The organism is Brevibacillus sp. BC25 (assembly GCF_000282075.1).
Taxonomy (GTDB): Bacteria; Bacillota; Bacilli; order Brevibacillales; family Brevibacillaceae; genus Brevibacillus.
In genome coordinates this window covers 1-19351 of sequence record NZ_AKIX01000028.1, presented here as the reverse complement: position 1 = coordinate 19351, position 19351 = coordinate 1, and the positions used below count along the sequence as shown (strand labels likewise).

Below are 19351 nucleotides of genomic sequence, written 5' to 3'. Positions count from 1 at the left end.
GATGGCATTTGAAGCCTTTGTTTCACCGCTAAGCTGGCAGCAGGTTTCTCTGCTCCTCGATACTGTGCAATATTTCGAAGACGCGCCGAAACTGCTCTCTCTTCCACAAGAGCAAGGAGCAAGTGTGCCTGTGCCGATTACGTCAGACACATTGAAGACGATGCTTGGTTGTCTGGACGAAGAGGAAGCATTTAGCCGCAAAACTTTTTCATTGAGTTGGGAAGTAGCTGAGGACGAAGGGAGTGGCTATCTCGTTGTTGAGCTCCCGAATGGAGACACCGTGAGACAGCCAGCCGTTCTATCCGCTTTTTCTCCGGTTTAATAAATAAACGCTTTGGTGACGCGCTTGCATTCATGACAGGATGTGAGCCGTTTAGCCAAAGCGTTTTTTGCATACAAAAAGATTGCCAGCGAATTGGAGTATGTGATACAGTTTGAACACGACTTGTTGCGTAATAAAGTTAGTAACTTACTGAATTGGCATACTTACCACTGGGGGATAGAATCATGGAAAAAGTCATCGATCAAAAGGCTTTTATGGACATCATTCGGGAGCGTCGTTCCGTACGTCATTACGATCCAACAGCAAAAATCTCGCGGGATGAACTCAAGGAAATGCTAAAAGAAGCGACGTTGGCACCTTCCAGCTCCAATCTCCAGCCATGGCGGTTTTTGATTATCGATGAACAGCCATTGAAAGAGAAGCTGCTCCCCATCGCATTTAACCAAAAGCAGGTGGTAGAGGCTGCGGCGATTATTGCAGTCCTGGCTGATTATGAGGGCTACAAGCAAGCCGGGAACATTTACAAAAAAGCGGTAGAAGCAGGCTACATGACAGAGGAAGTAAAGGCTACACTCATCGACAACATTAACAAGCGTTATGAGAATCGGGATCGAGCAATCATCAAGGAAATTGCTTTGGTAGACGGAGGTCTCGTCTCGATGCAATTGATGCTCGTTGCCAAGGCAAGAGGGTATGACACAGTGCCAATGGGCGGCTATAACAGCGAGAAATTCAAGGAAGCTTTCCAAATCCCTGATCAATATGAAACGGTCATGTTGATTGCAGTCGGCAAGGCTGCAGAGCCTGGTCATCCGACTACTCGCCTGGATGTAGAAGAGATTACGTTCTGGAATGAGATGCCGAGTAAATAAGCATGCAGAAATGGAAGAGCCTTGGCCTGATAGGATTTTGGGCCTGGGCTTTTTTCGTGTTTGCAAGCTTTCGAGGGCCAGACGTGCTGGCAATCAGGTGAAATGGGGCGTACAATAGGGAGACATGACAGCAACGAAAGAGAAGCCGCAGACGAGCGAAAGAAGGGTGTAGGATGAAAAGATTGTTGGCAATCAGCGATATTCATGGGGAATTGGAGAAACTGGAATCGTTGATGGAGCAAGTTCAGTACGATCCACAAAACGATCAATTGATCTTGCTAGGTGATTATGTAGACCGTGGACCAGAGTCGAAAGGAGTCGTCGACAAGGTAAAACAGCTCCATGCAGAAGGGGCAATCGTGTTGATGGGCAACCATGATCATATGATGGTTAAATCATTCGAGCAAGACCCTGTCTTTATCGAACGATGGTTCCGAAACGGTGCACAAAAGACGTTGGCGAGCTATGGTCATGCCGCAGCAGATACGGAGTCTGGCGCACCGGAGGCCTTGGAAATCATCTCTTCAGTCAAAGAGCATCTGGAATTTTTGGCTGGCTTGGACTGCTATTATGAAACCGATGATTATATTTTTGTTCACGGGGGTGTACATCCCGAGACTCCGGTTGCAGAGACTGACCCGTACCTGCTGATGTGGATACGTGATGAGTTCCATAAAGGCTACCAGGGTGAGAAGACCGTTGTTTTTGGTCACACGCCAACTAGTTCTTTGCACGGTAAACATGATGTGTTTTACGGTGAAAATAAAATCATCGGCATTGACGGAGGTGCCGTATACGGCGGCCGTCTGCATTGCTTGGAGCTGCCCAGCCGAAAGGTTTACTCGGTAGAGTAATAGAACAAGAACGAAAGGCTTCCACCTCTCATTACAAAGAGCGGGTGAAAGCCTTTTTGCTGTGGGTCAAGATAAGTTCAGAGTAATATTGTAATGAATTTTATTTAAATAAATTGCAAAAATTAATAATTAAAGGCTTGTCTTCTAATATTTGGGATAGTAAAATATTCCCAACTCACTCATATTCTTATTGTTTACCATCATATTAGCCCACGTGAATATTTGCAAATCAATGACCAATTTCCCCTGCCATACTCGCTGCAATGTGACCGTTACTCTAATTGTCGCCCTTATTCCACTCCTAGAAAAGACAAAAGAACCAGCCATTTTAAAAAAATCATTGATCGATACATTCATCCCTGGAAAAAGGTAAGAATCACCCATCTCATTATGGCGATGGTTTCTTACTGCATGATACTTCAAGAAAAAAACAATAAAAGGGAATAAAAGTAAGTGGCGTATACCTGTTCGTTACATTCCAAAGTGCGGAAAGAAAAAGAATTGACTAAATTTTTTCTTCCAGGTCAGTGGCGACGATAAGGTTTTCGAGTAAAGGTTCCTAATATTCAGAATGAAATTGCTGTTTGCTTATTCCGGGTACGAGTCTATCTGCTACCCGGAAAAGCAAGCGGGAGACAGGCGATTCATACAACGAGTCACGGCTTGGGGAAATTCACTTCTCTTGTATACACGTGGGGAGCAAGAGGGAGCATTTGGAGTGGTTATGCTCACCAGGCAAGTGCTAGAAACTATCAAACACGGGACAAGGGAGGAACAACGCTTTGCATTTTGTTCAGACATTAGTAGAAGCGCTGGAATTGTGGAAGAACGAGGACCATAAAGGCGTTACCTTCATTTTGGGAGACCAGAATGAGGTGTTTGTTTCCTATAAAGAATTGTATGAAGAAGCCCTCGGTTATTTATTTGTCCTCCAAAAACACGGAATCAAGCCTGGTGATGAGGTCGTTTTTCAAATTGAGGATAGTAATCTCCGAACTTTTGTCTGCCTTTTTTGGGGATGCTTACTTGGTGGAATGATTGCTGTTCCTATCTCTGTAGGGGATAACGAAGAGCATCGTCTTAAGCTGTTAAAGGTTTGGCAGACATTAATCAATCCCTATCTGATTACGACGGACAGCGTCTGGAAACGACTGGAGGATTTCTTTAGTAAACACAACTACCTGACGGAATTGGAATCATTGAGGTCGAAGTCCTTCCTGCTTGATGAGACCGGGAAAAAAGAAGAGAAGGGCACAATCTATTATCCTTCTGCTGATCATGTGGCCTTTATTCAATTTTCATCTGGGTCTACAGGAGATCCGAAAGGGGTTACCCTGACGCATGAAAACCTTGTCCATAATGTGCGTGCGATTAATAACAGACTTGGAACGATTGAGTCTGACTCATTCCTAAGCTGGATGCCCTTAACTCATGACATGGGGATGATCGGGTTCCATTTATCCCCGTTGTATGCAGGAGTTCAGCATTATTTTATTCATACCTCACTATTTATCAGGCGGCCTACGCTATGGCTGAAGAAAGTAAGCGAGCACAAGGCGACGATTTCTTCTTCTCCGAACTTTGGATATAAATATGTGTTGTCCAGGTTTAAACCGGAAGTGGCAGAAGAGTGGGATTTGTCTACGCTTCGCACGATTTTAAATGGAGCAGAACCCATTGCTTCAGAATTGATCCATCAGTTTTTAGATCAGATGAGCCCTTATGGATTGAAGAAAACGAGCATGCTCCCGTGCTATGGATTGGCTGAAGCCTCTGTGGGAGTAACGATTCCGGATCAGAACCTGCATTTTACAACGCTTTCTCTGGATCGTAGGTTTATCCAGGTAGGAAAGCCAATCAAGATGACGGATCAAACAAATCCAGAAGCTCTCACACTGGTAGAAGTGGGTTACCCCATTGATTTTTGCGAGGTAAGAATATGTGATGACGAGGATCAAGAGCTACCAACCGATACTGTTGGTCATATCCAGATTAGAGGGAAGAATGTAACTGCTGGATACTACAACAACCCTGTTGCCACCGCAAATGTAATGACGGCCGATGGATGGCTCAGAACAGGGGATCTGGGTTTTATTCGAAAGGAACGCCTTGTCATCACGGGGCGTGCGAAAGACATCATCTTCGTGAATGGTCAAAACGTTTATCCGCATGATATTGAGCGGATTGCTGAAGAAGTCGAAGGAGTCGAGCTTGGGAAGGTCGTTGCCTGCGGGGTATTCAACGAGAAAAGCAAAGAAGAGGATATTCTTGTGTTTGTCCTTCATCGGAAAAGTGTAGACGAGTTCATTGCGTTATCTAAGAAAGTGAAAATGCATTTGAACGAGCGAACCGGATGGAGAATAAGTGAGGTCTTGCCGATTCAGCGTATCCCCAAAACAACGAGTGGAAAAGTCGAACGATATAGAGTAGCTAGGGAGTATCAGTCTGGAGCATTTCACGATGTTTCCGAGGAAATGCAACGACGAATTACCGAACAGGTAGAAGAGGAGAGAACAGATAAATCCCCTCACTTGCGCGAAGAATTAGAAAAACAATTGCTTGCCATTTGCCGCGAAGTGCTTCAGTCAGACAGATTGGGACCGAACGACAGTTATTTTGATGTAGGCGTGTCCTCTATGCAGTTGACCCAGTTAGCAGGGCGGATAGAAGAAGAGATGGGGATTACGTTGGCGGTAACAGATTTGTTTGCCTATCCGACGATTTCCAAGCTTTCTCGCAGTCTCTTCCACGACGATCAAGCGACTGATCGCATAAAAGAGACAGATATGAGCGAACAGAAACAAAAGGATATCGCTATTATCGGGATTTCTTGTAAGTTCCCGCAGGCTCAGGATGTGGATCAATTTTGGCAAAACATCCGGGGAGGAAAGGATTGCATTCATGAGCTTCATGGACAGAGACGAAAGGACACAGAACAATATGTATCGCTGGTAAGAGGTGAACAGGGCAATCCTACCCTTGTGGAGGGTGGTTATTTGGAGGAGATCGATAAGTTTGATTATTCGTTCTTCTCGATCACCCCGAAAGAAGCGAAGCTAATGGACCCCAACCAAAGGCTGTTCCTTGAAAATGCTTGGAATACGCTAGAGGATGCTGGCTATGGCGGGCACAAGCTTTCAGGGGAAAAAGTAGGGGTGTATGTCGGCTTCTCCAAGTTGGGATACGATTACGAACGCCTTTTGTCAGTGGTAAGTCCCAAGGATTTGCCCTCTTATGCAGTAGGCAACCTTCCTTCCATTATTGCAAGCCGCATTTCACACTTGCTTGATTTGCGCGGCCCTGCTGTCACCGTGGATACAGCATGCTCTTCTTCCTTGGTTGCAGTTCATATGGCGTGCAAGGCTATCCAAAACGGTGATTGTGAGATGGCATTGGCAGGTGGAGTCAAAACCATCCTGCTGGCACAAAAGGCTGGAATTGGAATGGAATCCTCTGACAACCGTTCAAGGGCGTTTGACGATCAATCTGATGGAACGGGTTGGGGTGAAGGAGTAGCTACTGTTCTGTTAAAACCTTTGGAAAAAGCCATCGAGGACGGGGATCACATCTATGCCGTGATTAAGGGAAGCGCTGTTAATCAAGACGGCGTTACAGTCGGGATTACCGCACCGAACTCACAGGCCCAGGCAGAATTGATCACAGACGCTTGGGAGGATGCGCAAGTCGACCCTGAAACGATTAGCTATATAGAGGCACATGGAACGGGTACAAAGCTAGGCGACCCCGTTGAGCTGGATGGAATTCAGAGAGCATTCCGACAATATACACAGAAGAAACAGTTTTGTGGAATCGGCACTGTCAAAGCGAATATTGGACATTTATATGAAGCAGCGGGAATTGCTGGCTTGATTAAGGCTGCTTTGCAGTTAAAGCACAAAGAACTGCCGGCCCTCGTCCATTTTCAGAAACCGAATCGGAATTTCGCATTTGAAAAGTCGCCAGTCTATGTGCAAAACAGACTGGAAAAATGGGAAACAGATGGACATCCGAGGAGATGCGGGGTTAGCTCGTTTGGGTTTAGCGGGACCAATAGCCACGTTATCTTGGAAGAGTATGTGCCGGTTAATGAAACGGAGATGACAGTCTCAGATGAGGTGCAAGTGTTTACCTTATCGACTAAATCCGAGTCAGCCCTTCAACGTCTGATTCAAAAATATCGGGAGTTTCTTTCTTCCAGTGGCCCGCTTTCTCTGTCTGATTTGTGCTATACGGCAAATACCGGAAGAGAAACGCTTCCCTATCGGATTGCACTCATTTTGCATAGTCGCAGTGATTTCGAACAAAAGCTCGACCGATTGGCGGTCCGGCTTGAAAATGATCGAGATGTTTTTGTCTACTCACCTGGTAAAAAGCGCGTTCCAGAAGATACCGTTCATCTGTTGAGTCAGTCCGCTCGGGATGTGCAGGAAAAGTACCACACGGCGAGTACTGAGATGAAGTATTCATATGCTACGACATTATGCGATTTGTATGTACAGGGAGCAACGGTTGACTGGGATGTGTTCTACAGAGATGGCAAAAAGAGAAGAAAAATGCCATTGCCGGTTTATCCTTTCGATCAGCATCGCTCTTGGATTACAGATGATGTGATCAGCATCATTCCAGAACAGATGAATACTATTAGCGGAAACAGAGGTGCTACTGTGTCAGAGATAGGAACTGCGCCAATCGCAAAAGTTCTGAAAGAGTTGGTTCATCATGCTTCAGGTTTTGCTGTAGAAGAAATAGATCCATCCCTTCATTTTCTAGAGCTAGGCTTGGATTCTATTATGCTCGTACAAATCAATCGTGAAATTCAGGAAAAGTTTGGAGTGGTCATTCCGGCCCAAGAGTTGTTTGAAACCATTACCAGCGTTGATAAGCTAGCAGCGCACATCGCTCTGGAGCTATCCAGTAGCCCAGCTGTGGCTTCTGCCAAACAAATGGAATGGATGGCAATCGAGCAACCGAAAGCAAACGTAGTTGGGGAACAGAATGACGTTCAGAATATTCAACAGTCAGAGCAGAGAGAACAAAACATGAAAATGGCAGTCTCGAGAAGCACAGGGGCGGTTGAAACTATTATCGAAAAGCAGATTTCGCTCTTGTCTGAACACCAAAACCAAATGGCTACGCTGTTACAAAAACAATTGGAGCTATTGAATCAAGAACAAAGCTTTGTACCAAAGCAACAAGCTGAATCTGCGCCTGTTGCTCCCGAGAGCAAGAAACCCGAAGTAAAATCACCCGTCAAGGGGAATGAAGAGGAACGCCAGAAGCCATTTATACCGTATCAGCCACTGATGATCGGTGAACAAGGTAATTTTACACCGACACAAAGAGAGTATCTAAACGCATTCATTCAAAGCTATACGGAAAAGACAAAGCACTCCAAGAAGTATACGCAAGAGCACCGGTTTGTTCATGCCAACAATCGCAATGTGTCTGGATTCCGTTCGTATTGGAAGGAAATGGTCTATCCGATCATTACACAAGCATCAGCTGGTTCAAAAATGTGGGATCTGGATGGGAATGAATATGTCGATCTGACGATGGGTTTCGGTGTAAACCTGCTCGGTCATAATCCCGCGTTTATCATGAAAAAGCTGGAGGAGCAGATTCAATCTGATCTGCCTCCGCTGGGTCCTATGTCGGATGTAGCTGGAAGGGTAGCAGAATTAATCAGCGAGTTAACCGGAGTAGAGCGTGTCGCCTTTTATAATTCGGGGACAGAGGCAGTAATGGTGGCACTGCGCTTGGCCAGAGCTGTTACAGGCCGTTCGAAAATCGCATTATTCTCCGGCTCCTATCACGGTACATTTGACGGGGTTCTGACTGTTGCTGATCCTGAGTCCCAGGACGGGAAGGCCATACCGATGGCACCAGGTATTACCCAGCATACGGTGGATGACGTCCTGGTCTTAAACTACAACCATCCTAAATCAATCGAGCTGATCAAAAAACATGCCCATGAACTGGCCGCAGTATTAGTTGAGCCTGTTCAAAGCCGACGTCCAGATCTGCAGCCAGTGGAATTCTTGAAGGAAGTCAGAGAGATTACAAGCCAATCAGGCACTGCCCTTATTTTTGACGAGATCATTACGGGATTCCGCATACATCAGGGTGGCGCACAGGCGTGGTATGGAATAGAAGCAGACCTCGTTACGTATGGGAAAGTTCCGGGTGGCGGCATGCCGATCGGTGTTGTAGCCGGGAAAGCTGCGTTCATGGATGCAGTAGACGGGGGAACCTGGAATTTTGGGGATCATTCTTACCCGGTAAATGCCGAGAAAAAGACGTTTGTGGGCGGAACGTTTTGTACGCATCCACTGACGATGCATGCTGCGATCGCTACGCTGGAATATTTGAAGGAACAGGGGCCGAAGCTTCAGGAAGCGTTAACTCAAAAGACCCTCTACTTGGTAGAAACGCTCAACGCGTATTTTAAGAACGAGCAGATTCCAATCCAGATGATCAATTGTGGTTCTTTGTTCCGCTTCGTATCGTTTACCGATATAGAATTGTTCTTTTATCACCTGATCAGCAAGGGCATTTATATATGGGAGGGCAGAAATTGCTTCCTTTCCACTGCCCATTCCGATGAGGATATCGAGAGACTGATCCATGCGGTGAAGGAAAGTATTGATGATCTGAGGCGAGGAGGTTTTTTGCCGGAGCCACCCCCAACTTCTCCGAATGGTGGACGGAAACAAAATCAAGTCGTGAAAATGACAAACTTTACGAGACGGGATGGGCAAAAGCCAGAGGCAACGCTTGTGGAAAGTGTGGGGGAACAACTAAAGCTTCCTCTTAGCCCTGAACAGAAACAAATGTGGTTTGCAGTCAAATATCGCGTGGAAGCATCTGCAGCTTTTAACGAGACTATCTCCCTTCAAGTGGAAGGTGAGCTTGATATTACTGTGTTTGAGCAGGCTGTCCAAGCCATGGTGGATCGCCATGAAGCGTTGCGAACCATCATTGATTCCAACGGAGAGTATCAGGTGGTACTGCCCAAGAGGGACATACGTGTTCGATTCGTGGATTTGAGCCACCTTTCGTCAGAGGAACAGGAAGCAAAAAGGAATCAGCTGTTGGATGAACAAACAGGCACGCCATTTGAACTGTCTTCTGAGGACCCCCTGTATCGGGTTAGTGTCATCAAGCTGGCTACCGCCAAATTCCTGACTTCGTACACCTTCCATCACATGATTGCGGATGGGTGGTCCATGGCTGTTTTTATAAAAGAGCTGGATGATATCTACTCGGCCCTTAGACAGAAACGACCAATATCGCTTGAGCCTTCTACACCGTTTTCTACTTACCGAAACTGGCAAGAAGATCAGAAGCAGAATCCAGCGTTTCAGGACGCGCTCACGTACTGGAACCAAAAATTCGCTGATCCAATCCCCAAGCTCGTTTTTCCTTTAGAGCAACGAGAAACGGGAAAACCATCTTTTACAGGCGAGCGAATTACTTTCAAGATCGACAGTAGCATCACAAGGAAGGCAAGAAAAAGAAGCATTCAAAACAAGAACAGTCTGTTTATTACCTTACTGGCTTCTTTTAACCTGTTCCTTCATCGTATTCTTGGAAATAGAAAAATGGTTGTTGCGATTCCTACTGCGGGTCAATCCCATATCGGCAAAATGTCCTTGATAGGAAACTGCGTCAATCTGTTGCCGGTTTGCACGGAGATTGACGGCAATGATACGGCTGCGGATTATTTGTCCCGAGTGAAACAGGCAGTTGCGGAGATGGAAAAGCATCAAGCCTACTCCTTTGCAGCATTAGCTGAGAATTTGCCGCATCAGAGCTTGCCAGAGCTCTCTGTGTTGTTCAATATGGATCGACCGCTGCACAACCTGACTTTCGCTCAAATGAAGGCTACGCTGTTGCCCAATCGGATCATTTACAGCAAGTACGATCTTTTTGTAAACGTGACAGAAGTGGGCGGAGAGCTTGTGGTTGATGTGGATGCAAGAAGCGGGGTAGTAACCACGGAGATTCTTCGCCAGTGGGGCGTCTACTTTGCGAATCTTTTGCATCGTATTGCAGAAGACGATCAGGAAAAAATTCATGCACTATCGCTTTTACAGCCCAACGAGATGGAAAGAATGATACGCGAATCCAGTGGCAACCTGGGCAAATATGCAACAGAATGGACAGAACTTTTGCAGGATGTGCCAGATGATCGAGTAGGACGAGCTTCCCTCTATGTCCTGGATCAGTATCAGCAATTGGCCCCTGTGGGTGCGGTCGGACAGGTGTATATGGCTGATGGGGAATTCGAGCATGTAGCCCCGTCTCAGTGGCAGCGAACGACGAAAACTGCTGTTTCGCTAGGAAATGGAGAAATCCATATGATCCATTCATCCGATCGACTTGCAGGGCAAAGAAGCACGAGAGTCAGAGAAGTAGAGCCGGCTGGAACGGTGACCGAAGAGACCATCAGGGTCATTTGGCAAGAAATCTTGGGAAGCTCCCCGATGTATCTGGATGATAATTTTTTTGAACAAGGCGGGAACTCCTTACAAGCGACTGTCATGCTCAGCAGAATCTACAAGGAATGCCATGTGCAAATTCCTTTGCATCAAATTTTTCAATCGCAGACGATACGTGAATTAGCCAAATACGTAGACTCTTCAAAGCATCAAGCTTTTACTCCCATTCGCTCATGCGAGTTGCAGCCATACTATAGGTCTTCTTCGGCGCAGAAAAGAATGTACATCCTCCAAGGTCTGGATGGAGGAACCGCCTATAACCTATCTGGCTACTTACAATTGGATGGGGAACTGGAACTTGATCGTTTGATTCACTCTTTGCAACAGGTTGTACAAAGGCACGAGTCTTTCCGAACCAACTTTGTGATCAAAGATAATGAAGTCGTGCAAGTTTTACATGACGATCTGCCATTGGATATTGAGGTCGAACAATTGGCCGAAGAGGATGTAAATGAGGCGATTCGCACCTTTATCCAGCCATTTGATCTCAGCAAAGCACCGCTTATTCGGGCGAAAATCTTCCAAGTGTCAGCCAAACGCTTCATTGTGGCTGTGGACATGCATCACATTATTTCGGACGGCTATTCGGTATCTCTGTTTATCCGTGAGCTGCTCCATACGTATAGAGGAGAATCCCTGCCTGAGCTCGGCGTGACGTATAAAGATTTCGTGGCATGGGAGCAAGAGAGGGAGCAGTCAGAACAGCTCTTGGCTCAAAAGGAGTACTGGCTTGAGCAATTTAGCCAAGGAGAACTTCCGGTATTGAAGCTTCCCATTGATTACCAAAGACCGCCGGTTCAATCCTTTGAAGGTGACCGCTTGACGATGGGGATCGGTGAAGAAGTCAGGAAGCAGTTACTCCAATTGGCCAGGGAAACTGACACGACCTTGTACATGGTATTGCTTGCTGCTTACAATGTACTGCTTTATCGATACACGGGGCAGGAAGAGCTGATTGTCGGTTCTGCTGTGGCGGGAAGACAACACCCTGATTTGGAACGAATGATGGGCATGTTTGTAAATACGTTGGCCATCCGAAACTATCCGACAGGAAGCAAGACCTTTACGGATTTCCTGAAAGAAGTGAAAAATCAAGCCATACGTGCCTTTGAAAATCAGGAGTACCCGTTTGAAAAACTGGTTGATGCTCTTCAATTAAACAAAGATTTGAGCCGCAATCCTTTATTTGATACCATGTTTGATTACCATTATGAATCCTTTGACGACGTGGCCTCAGATGATTTCAACGTCACGACGTATGAATATCCAAAAGGTGTGTCCCTCTTTGATCTCAGTCTTGATGTCCATGACGATGGGACAACGCTCACTTGCCAATTTGATTACAGCACTCATCTGTTTAAACGCGATACGGTTGAGCGAATGGCTAATCACTTTGCCAAGATTCTTCACTCCATTCTGCAGTCTAATGAGAGTTGCCTAGCTGATTTGGAGTCCTTGTCCAGCGAGGACGTCAAGCAGGTTGTTGCCGACTTTAATCAAGCGAGAAAGCAAATACCCGCTCCTCACTATCCAACGTTTTATGAATGGTTTGAGGCAGAAGCAATACGCCATGCAGAGCAAGCCGCTGTTTCTTACGGGGAAGAGCAGGTCAGCTATCAGGATCTTAATGCAAAAGCAAACCGTCTGGCCCGAACGCTGCGTGATCAGGGTGTAAAACCAAACAGCTCCGTTGCGATTTTGGCAGAACGCTCGATTAACATGGTCGTCGCTGTTCTGGCTGTCATGAAGGCGGGTGGAGCCTATGTTCCGATTGATCCCCAGTATCCAAAGGACCGCATTTCGTTCATGCTGGAAGACAGTCAGGCAACGGTCATGCTGGTCAATCAAAATGGACAGAGCGGACTAGGCTTCAGCGGCGCCATTATCGATCTGGACGCAGAGATCAGTTACATGGAGGACTCATCCAATCTCGACGCCATCTCCGGACCGAGTGATCTCGCTTATATCATCTATACATCAGGCACTACTGGCAAACCCAAAGGGGTCATGATCGAGCATCGCAATCTGGTGAGTGTAGCCAATACATGGCGCTATGAGTACGAACTAGAACAGATGAATGTGAATCTCTTGCAGATGGCGAGTTTCTCTTTTGACGTGTTTGCAGGGGATTTGTGCAGAGCCCTGCTGCATGGTGGACATTTGGTGATTTGTCCAAGTGATGTAAGGATTGATCTTCCGGCTCTATATCAGTGGTTGACCAGGTATGAAATTTCCTTGTTTGAATCGACACCTGCTCTTGTTCTTCCTTTTATGGAGTACATTTATCAAAATGGATTGCCGCTCACTCATCTGAAACTGCTGATTCTTGGTTCGGATACATGCCAAAGTGAAGCGTTTGTCCGCTTGGTCGAGCGTTTCGGGCAGATCAAAATCATCAATAGCTATGGTGTTACGGAGGCCGCTATTGATTCCAGCTACTTCGAAATGGCTGGCGATACCGAAATGACAACTGGAAATGTTCCGATCGGAAAGCCGCTGCAAAACACAGAATTTTATGTGTTGGATTCCCAATTGCGGCCACAGCCGGTGGGCGTGTACGGAGAGCTATATATCGGGGGAGCAGGTGTTGCGCGGGGTTATCTGAACCGAGAGGAATTAACCCGTGAGCGCTTCATCCAAAATCCATTCCGTCCTGGCGAGACCATGTATAAGACCGGCGATATTGTGCGCTGGATGGCAGATGGAAATATGGAGTTTGTTGGTCGGTCGGACTACCAATTGAAGATTCGTGGATTCCGTGTGGAGCTGGGCGAAGTCGAAAATCAACTGTTACGGCATGAAAAGGTTCGCAATGCCATTGTGCTCCCGAAGACAAGGGGAGATGAATCCGTTGTATTATGCGCGTATTACACGACGGATGAGGGAGTAAGTACCTCCGAAATCAAGGGGTTTTTAGCGGATTCCCTGCCTGAGTTCATGGTGCCAACCTTTATCATCCAATTGGCAGAGATGCCTGTGACGCCAAACGGCAAAATCGATCGTAATGCTTTGCCTGAACCCGATCTTTCTAAGTTGGTTTCTGAGGAATACGTAGAGCCTGCGACGGAAAATGAAAGAAAACTTGCAGGAATATGGCAAGAGGTCTTGGGGATCGAACGAGTCGGCGCTCTGGATCGATTCTTTGAAATAGGTGGACATTCGCTGCATGCCGCTATTCTTCTTGCCAAAGTGAACAAGGAGTGGCAGGTAGAAATTCCGCTGCGAGCCGTTTTCCAAAATCCTACCGTCAGAAGTTTTGCCCACGTCATTTCTGAATCGACACAGACCGAAAAGCCTTTGATTCAGGCGGTTGGAAGACAAGAGAATTATGAGCTCTCTCCTTCGCAAAAAAGGATTTTTACGGTTCAATCACTCGATGAAGAGAGTGTGGCCTATAACATGGCAGGCGCTCTGGTTCTTTCCGGGCAGTTGGATTCTGCGGTATTGGAAAACGCATTCCAGTCTCTCATCCAAAGGCATGAGGCGTTCCGTACGTCCTTCGACTACGTAAATGGTGAGCCTAAACAATTTGTCCATGACTCTGTCCGTTTTGCCATCGATCAGGCTCGCGCAGAGGACAGTCCTGAGAGTATAGAAAATCTCATACGGACGTTTATTCAACCATTCGAACTGAGCCAGGCACCATTATTGCGAGTCAAGCTGGTCAAACTGGTTGAGGACAAGCATTTGCTTCTGATCGACATGCACCACATCATAGCAGATGGAACATCGGTGAGCATAGTGATTGATGAGTTGAATCAACTGTATAACGGACAAAATCCAGAACCACTTACCGTTCAGTACAAGGATTATTCGGCTTGGTTGAAACAGATCAAGACGACGGGCCAGTCGCATAGGCAGGAGAAGTTCTGGATAGATGAATTCAGCGGGGAACTACCTGTCATGAATCTGCCTACGGACTATCAGCGACCGCAGTTTCAAAGCTTTGAAGGGGGTATGGTCGAAAGCGAGATTGAGGCGGATGTATCCCGCAGATTGCACGACTTGGCGAAGGAAGCAAACGTAACGGTCTTTTCGATTCTATTGGCGGCGTACAACGTTTTGCTGTCCAAATATACCGGGCAAGAGGACATTGTCGTAGGGACTCCAGTGGCAGGACGGAACCACAACGATGTTCAAAATGTAGTGGGGATGTTTGTAAATACGCTTGCACTGCGAAATTATCCAGCAGGCACCAAAACGTTCCGCGAGTTTGTCCAAGAGCTAAGTGAGAAGTCACTACTGGCGTTTGAGCATCAGGATTATCCATTGGAAGACCTGGTAGAAAAGCTTCAAGTTCGACGTGACCCAAGCAGGAATCCGTTGTTTGATACTATGTTCTCTTATGACAATGTGGCAGATACAGCATTTGACTGGAACAGGGTAGAGGTCAGGCTGTATCCATTCCAAACGAAAATATCCAAGTTAGACATTGTCATGAATGTCGAGACGAAAAATGAAAGCTTTTTTGTGGAGTGCGAATATAGCACCAGTCTATTTAAGCCTGAAACGATGGAGCGTTTTATCAACCATTTTACCAACGTACTGCGGCAGGTAGCTGCTAACATGGATATTCTTGTGGGCAAGATTGACCTCATGTCTTCGGAAGAAGTGCAGTTCTTGGAGAAGCTCAGTAATGATACAAAGCGAGAGTATCCTGTGGTACAACCGATCCATGTTTCCATCGAGGAGTCAGCCAGACTTTATCCAAATCGAATTGCCGTTTCCTATCAAGGCTCAACAATCACTTACCAACAATTGAACGAGAAAGCCAATGCAGTCGCTTCTGATCTGCTGAAACGCGGTATAGGAAAAGGCAAGTATGTACCTGTACTTATGGAAAGAAGTCTGGAATTGGTCATATCGTTATTGGGTGTTATGAAGACGGGAGCAGCGTTTTCACCACTGGACATTCAGTGGCCTGTCGATCGGCTCCAGTCTGTTATTGCCGAGCTGGGTAGCGAGTTCGTATTCGTAGAATCTGACCATACCTTTACGGAAACGGATTTGGGAGCGAAATTGGTTGCGATTGATCTGGGGCACCTGACAACGGAAGCCGAAAATCCTAATCTGTCCGTATCGCCGGAAGACCCCATCTATGTCATTTTTACTTCTGGCTCAACAGGCAAACCAAAAGGAGTAGTCGTACCGCATAGAGGGATTGTCAACCGCTTTAACTGGATGGATGATTACTTTGGACAAGACGCAGCGCAATCTGTCCTTCAGACTACCAACCATGTATATGACAGTGCCATTTGGCAATTCTTCTGGCCGCTGACCAATGGCGGAAAAACGGTCTTGCCTACTACAGGGATGACTGTCTCGGCTGATTACATGGCTGGAATTATAGAAGACGAACAAATTACATTAACTGATTTCGTCCCATCTGTCTTTAATGTGATCGTAAATCAGTTAGCAGAAAATCTCGAACTGCAGGGCAAATTACAATCGCTCAAAAAGATCATTATCGGCGGCGAGGAAATCGTTCCGTCCACAGTTTCCAAATTCCTGAAAATATTCCAGTATGTATCACCAACGAATTTGTATGGCCCGACAGAAGCAAGTATCGGATGCATTGCCTATCAAATTACGGGAGAAGAAGATCGCATCCCGATTGGAAAACCGATATTCAACACGAAAATCCTTCTACTCGATGCGTACGGAAAGCGAGTGCCGATAGGTGTCCCTGGAGAAATCTACATCTCAGGCATGCCGCTTGGATTAGGTTATTTGCATAACGAGGAGCTAACGGGACAGAGCTTTGTTGATAATCCATACGCGGAACCCGGCTATGAAAAAATGTATAAGACAGGGGATTTGGCTGTCTATTTACCGGATGGAAACATCCATTTCCTGGGCAGAAGGGATTTCCAGATTAAAATCAGGGGATATCGAATCGAGCCAGGGGAAATTGAAAGCAAGCTGCTTTCGCTGGAACAGGTAAAAGAAGCAATCGTTATCGCTAGAGAAGAAGAAAATGGGAGCAAGTACTTATGCGCGTATATTGTGACAGAGCATGAGCTTGCGGCTGACGAGTGGAGAGACCTGCTCGCTAAAGATTTGCCTGATTACATGATCCCGTCTTTCTTCGTTCGACTAGAGGCTATGCCGATTACCGCTGTTGGAAAAGTGGATCGGAAAAAGCTCCCGCTTCCTGATCGCTCCCTCTTGGTGGAGGAACACATCGTCGAGCCGTCCGATGAACAGGAGCAGATCATGGTCTCCATCTGGAAGGATGTGCTGGGGCTTGCGCAAGTAAGTGTGACCCACAACTTCTTTGAGCTTGGGGGAGACTCTATTAAAGCTCTTCAGATGATAGCGAGATTGAGGAATCATGGGTATGAGCTCCGATTGAAAGACTTGTTCCAAAACCCACGTATTCGCAGTACAGCAAGATATCTCCAGACGCTGACCAGACAAATTGATCAAGGGCCTGTAATGGGAGCAGTAGCATTGACTCCGATCCAGATGAACTTCTTTGAACAAAACCATCAAAACCCGCATCATTACAATCAATCTGTCATGTTGTTCAGTGAAGCTGGCTTTGATCCAGAGCTGGTTCAACAAGCATTTATGAAGCTGATTGAGCATCATGATGCTTTGCGAATGAAATTCCAATTGAACGAGCCAGACATTGTACAGGAACATCGGGAACTAGACCAGTGCCAGGTCCCCATTATGATCAGAGAGTTCCCGGCCCAAAGCGTAGTGGAGATGGAGCAAGCAGCGCAGCTCATACAAGAAGGGATCGATCTGACGGATACTGCGTTGGTAAATCTCGGCCTTTTCCGAACAGATGCAGGAGATCACTTGTTAATCGTGATTCATCATCTCGTTGTCGATGGTGTCTCATGGCGGATTCTTCTAGAAGATTTCCATACGGTGTATGCCTCCTTGCTGCAGAAAGAAGAGCCTGCTTTGCCTATGAAAACCGATTCCTATCAAACATGGTCTGAAGAATTGCAAAAATATTCACGGGGAAGCGAGATTCAACAGGAAATCGGATATTGGAAGCAGGTCGAGGAAATGCCATTCTCTCCTCTGGCAAAGGCAGAAACGATGGAAGCACCGCTTATGCAAGATACAACAGATGTCACCATCGAGCTTGATGAAGCCTACACAGAAAAGCTGCTGAAGCAGAGCCACCAGGCTTATAACACGGAAGTGAATGATTTGTTGCTTACGGCGTTGGGCTTGACGGTAAAAGAGTGGGCGGGGATAGATCGTGTGTTCGTCAATCTGGAGGGACATGGCAGAGAAGAGATCGTGGAGGGTATCGATATTTCGCGCACCGTCGGATGGTTTACTGCCCAGTATCCATTCGTACTGGATATGAGCCGATCGGAATCGCTTGGCTACCAGATCAAAATGGTGAAAGACAACCTGCGACGCGTGCCGAACAAAGGTATTGGATACAGCATTTTACAGTATCTGTCTGCGAGACAAGCCGATGTTCCGTTAACTTTCCAGGTAAAGCCTGAGATCAGTTTTAACTACTTGGGCCAGTTCGATACAGACTTGGAATCAGGGAGCATGACGACTTCCTCCCTTTCAACGGGCCGAGAAATCAGTCCGACCGCCATTCGATCCTTTGCGCTTGATGTGAATGGAATGGTGGTGAATCGCAAGCTGACACTTACTTTTACGTATCATCGCGAAGAGTTTGAAGAAGGAACCATTCAGCGCCTCGTGGATGCCTACCGAGAAAAGATCGTAGAAATCATTACGCACTGCTTATCGAAAGAGTCAGTCGAGCAAAGCCCAACAGATTTCACATACGATGAGCTGTCCATTGAGGAATTGGATCATCTTTCCCAACTGCTGGGTGAAAAAATTCAATGATAGATGGTGATGAGGTTTGAATGGTGTTCAGATAAAAAATATATATCGCTTGACACCTATGCAAGAAGGCATGCTGTATCACTTTATCCTTCATCCTGAATCAGAGGTTCACTTCGAACAAACGGTGATTACGATGGAGGAGTCGTTGCGGCTTGATCTCCTTGATCAGAGCTTTCACGACCTCGTCGAAAGATTCGATATCCTGCGAACAGTCTTTCACTATAAAGAAAGTAAAAAGCCTCTGCAAATCGTGTTAAAGCAAAGAGAAGCAGCTATTCAGATTGAAGACATCTCTGACCTGACTCAGGATGAACAAGAAGCATTTGTAGAGCAATTTCTTGTTAGGGATCGGAGCAAGAGATTTGACCTGGAGAAAGATCTGTTGTTTCGGATTACCGTTATGAAATTGAGTGAATCAAAATTCAAGATGGTGTGGAGCTTCCACCATATTATTATGGATGGCTGGTGCTTGGGGATTGTCGCAAAAGACTTTTTCCATATCTATCGCTCTTATCTTCAAAACAAGAAGGCTGAGCTAGCTCCACCGTATTCATTCAGTAGCTATGTTACTTGGCTTGGCAAGCAAAACAAACAAGAGGGACTCTCGTTCTGGCGAGATAGCTTGGACGGATTTGATCAGCAATCCCCGTTACCGGTTGAATATATTTCAACCGGTAACGGGTACCAACGAGAATCGATCGTGTTTCGCATTGATCAGGAAACGACTGCGCGCTTGGAGCAGATAGCGAGATCAAATGATGTGACACTGAGCATCGTCTTTCATTCCCTCTGGGGATTGTTGCTGCAACGATACAATTATGCCAATGATGTTGTCTTCGGATCAGTCGTTTCGGGACGTCCGTCTGAGCTGGTTGGCGTGGAAGAAATGGTTGGATTGTTTGTCAATACGATCCCAATGCGAATTCGCAGTGAAGGCAAACAGACATTTTCGGGGCTGCTTCGGCAGGTGCAACAGTTCTCCACAGCCACAAGCAGCTA

General features: G+C 46.4%; 5 protein-coding genes. All 5 read left to right on the top strand.

Annotation, left to right across the window (positions count from 1 at the left end; translation table 11 throughout):
* The first annotated feature begins 1 nt into the window (after nt 1).
* Nucleotides 2-322 (top strand): hypothetical protein, encoded by a 321-nt coding sequence (locus tag PMI05_RS06265; RefSeq protein ID WP_007718813.1) that lies wholly within the window; start codon nt 2-4, stop codon nt 320-322.
* A 185-nt stretch (nt 323-507) separates the two neighbouring features.
* Nucleotides 508-1155 carry a nitroreductase family protein gene (locus tag PMI05_RS06260; protein ID WP_007718811.1) on the top strand — a complete coding sequence of 216 codons (648 nt, stop codon included), beginning with the start codon at nt 508-510 and terminating at the stop codon, nt 1153-1155.
* Nucleotides 1156-1328: 173 nt separating this feature from the next.
* The gene (locus PMI05_RS06255) at nt 1329-2009 is read left to right on the top strand and encodes a metallophosphoesterase family protein (protein WP_007718809.1); all 681 of its coding nucleotides are present in this window, start codon (nt 1329-1331) and stop codon (nt 2007-2009) included.
* Nucleotides 2010-2791: 782 nt separating this feature from the next.
* Complete coding sequence (locus PMI05_RS06245) at nt 2792-18352, top strand: non-ribosomal peptide synthetase (RefSeq protein WP_007718792.1); 15561 nt, start codon at nt 2792-2794, stop codon at nt 18350-18352.
* Between the two features lie 70 nt (nt 18353-18422).
* On the top strand, nt 18423-19351 hold a 929-nt coding region (locus tag PMI05_RS06240), incomplete at its 3' end, for a condensation domain-containing protein (protein WP_238543258.1).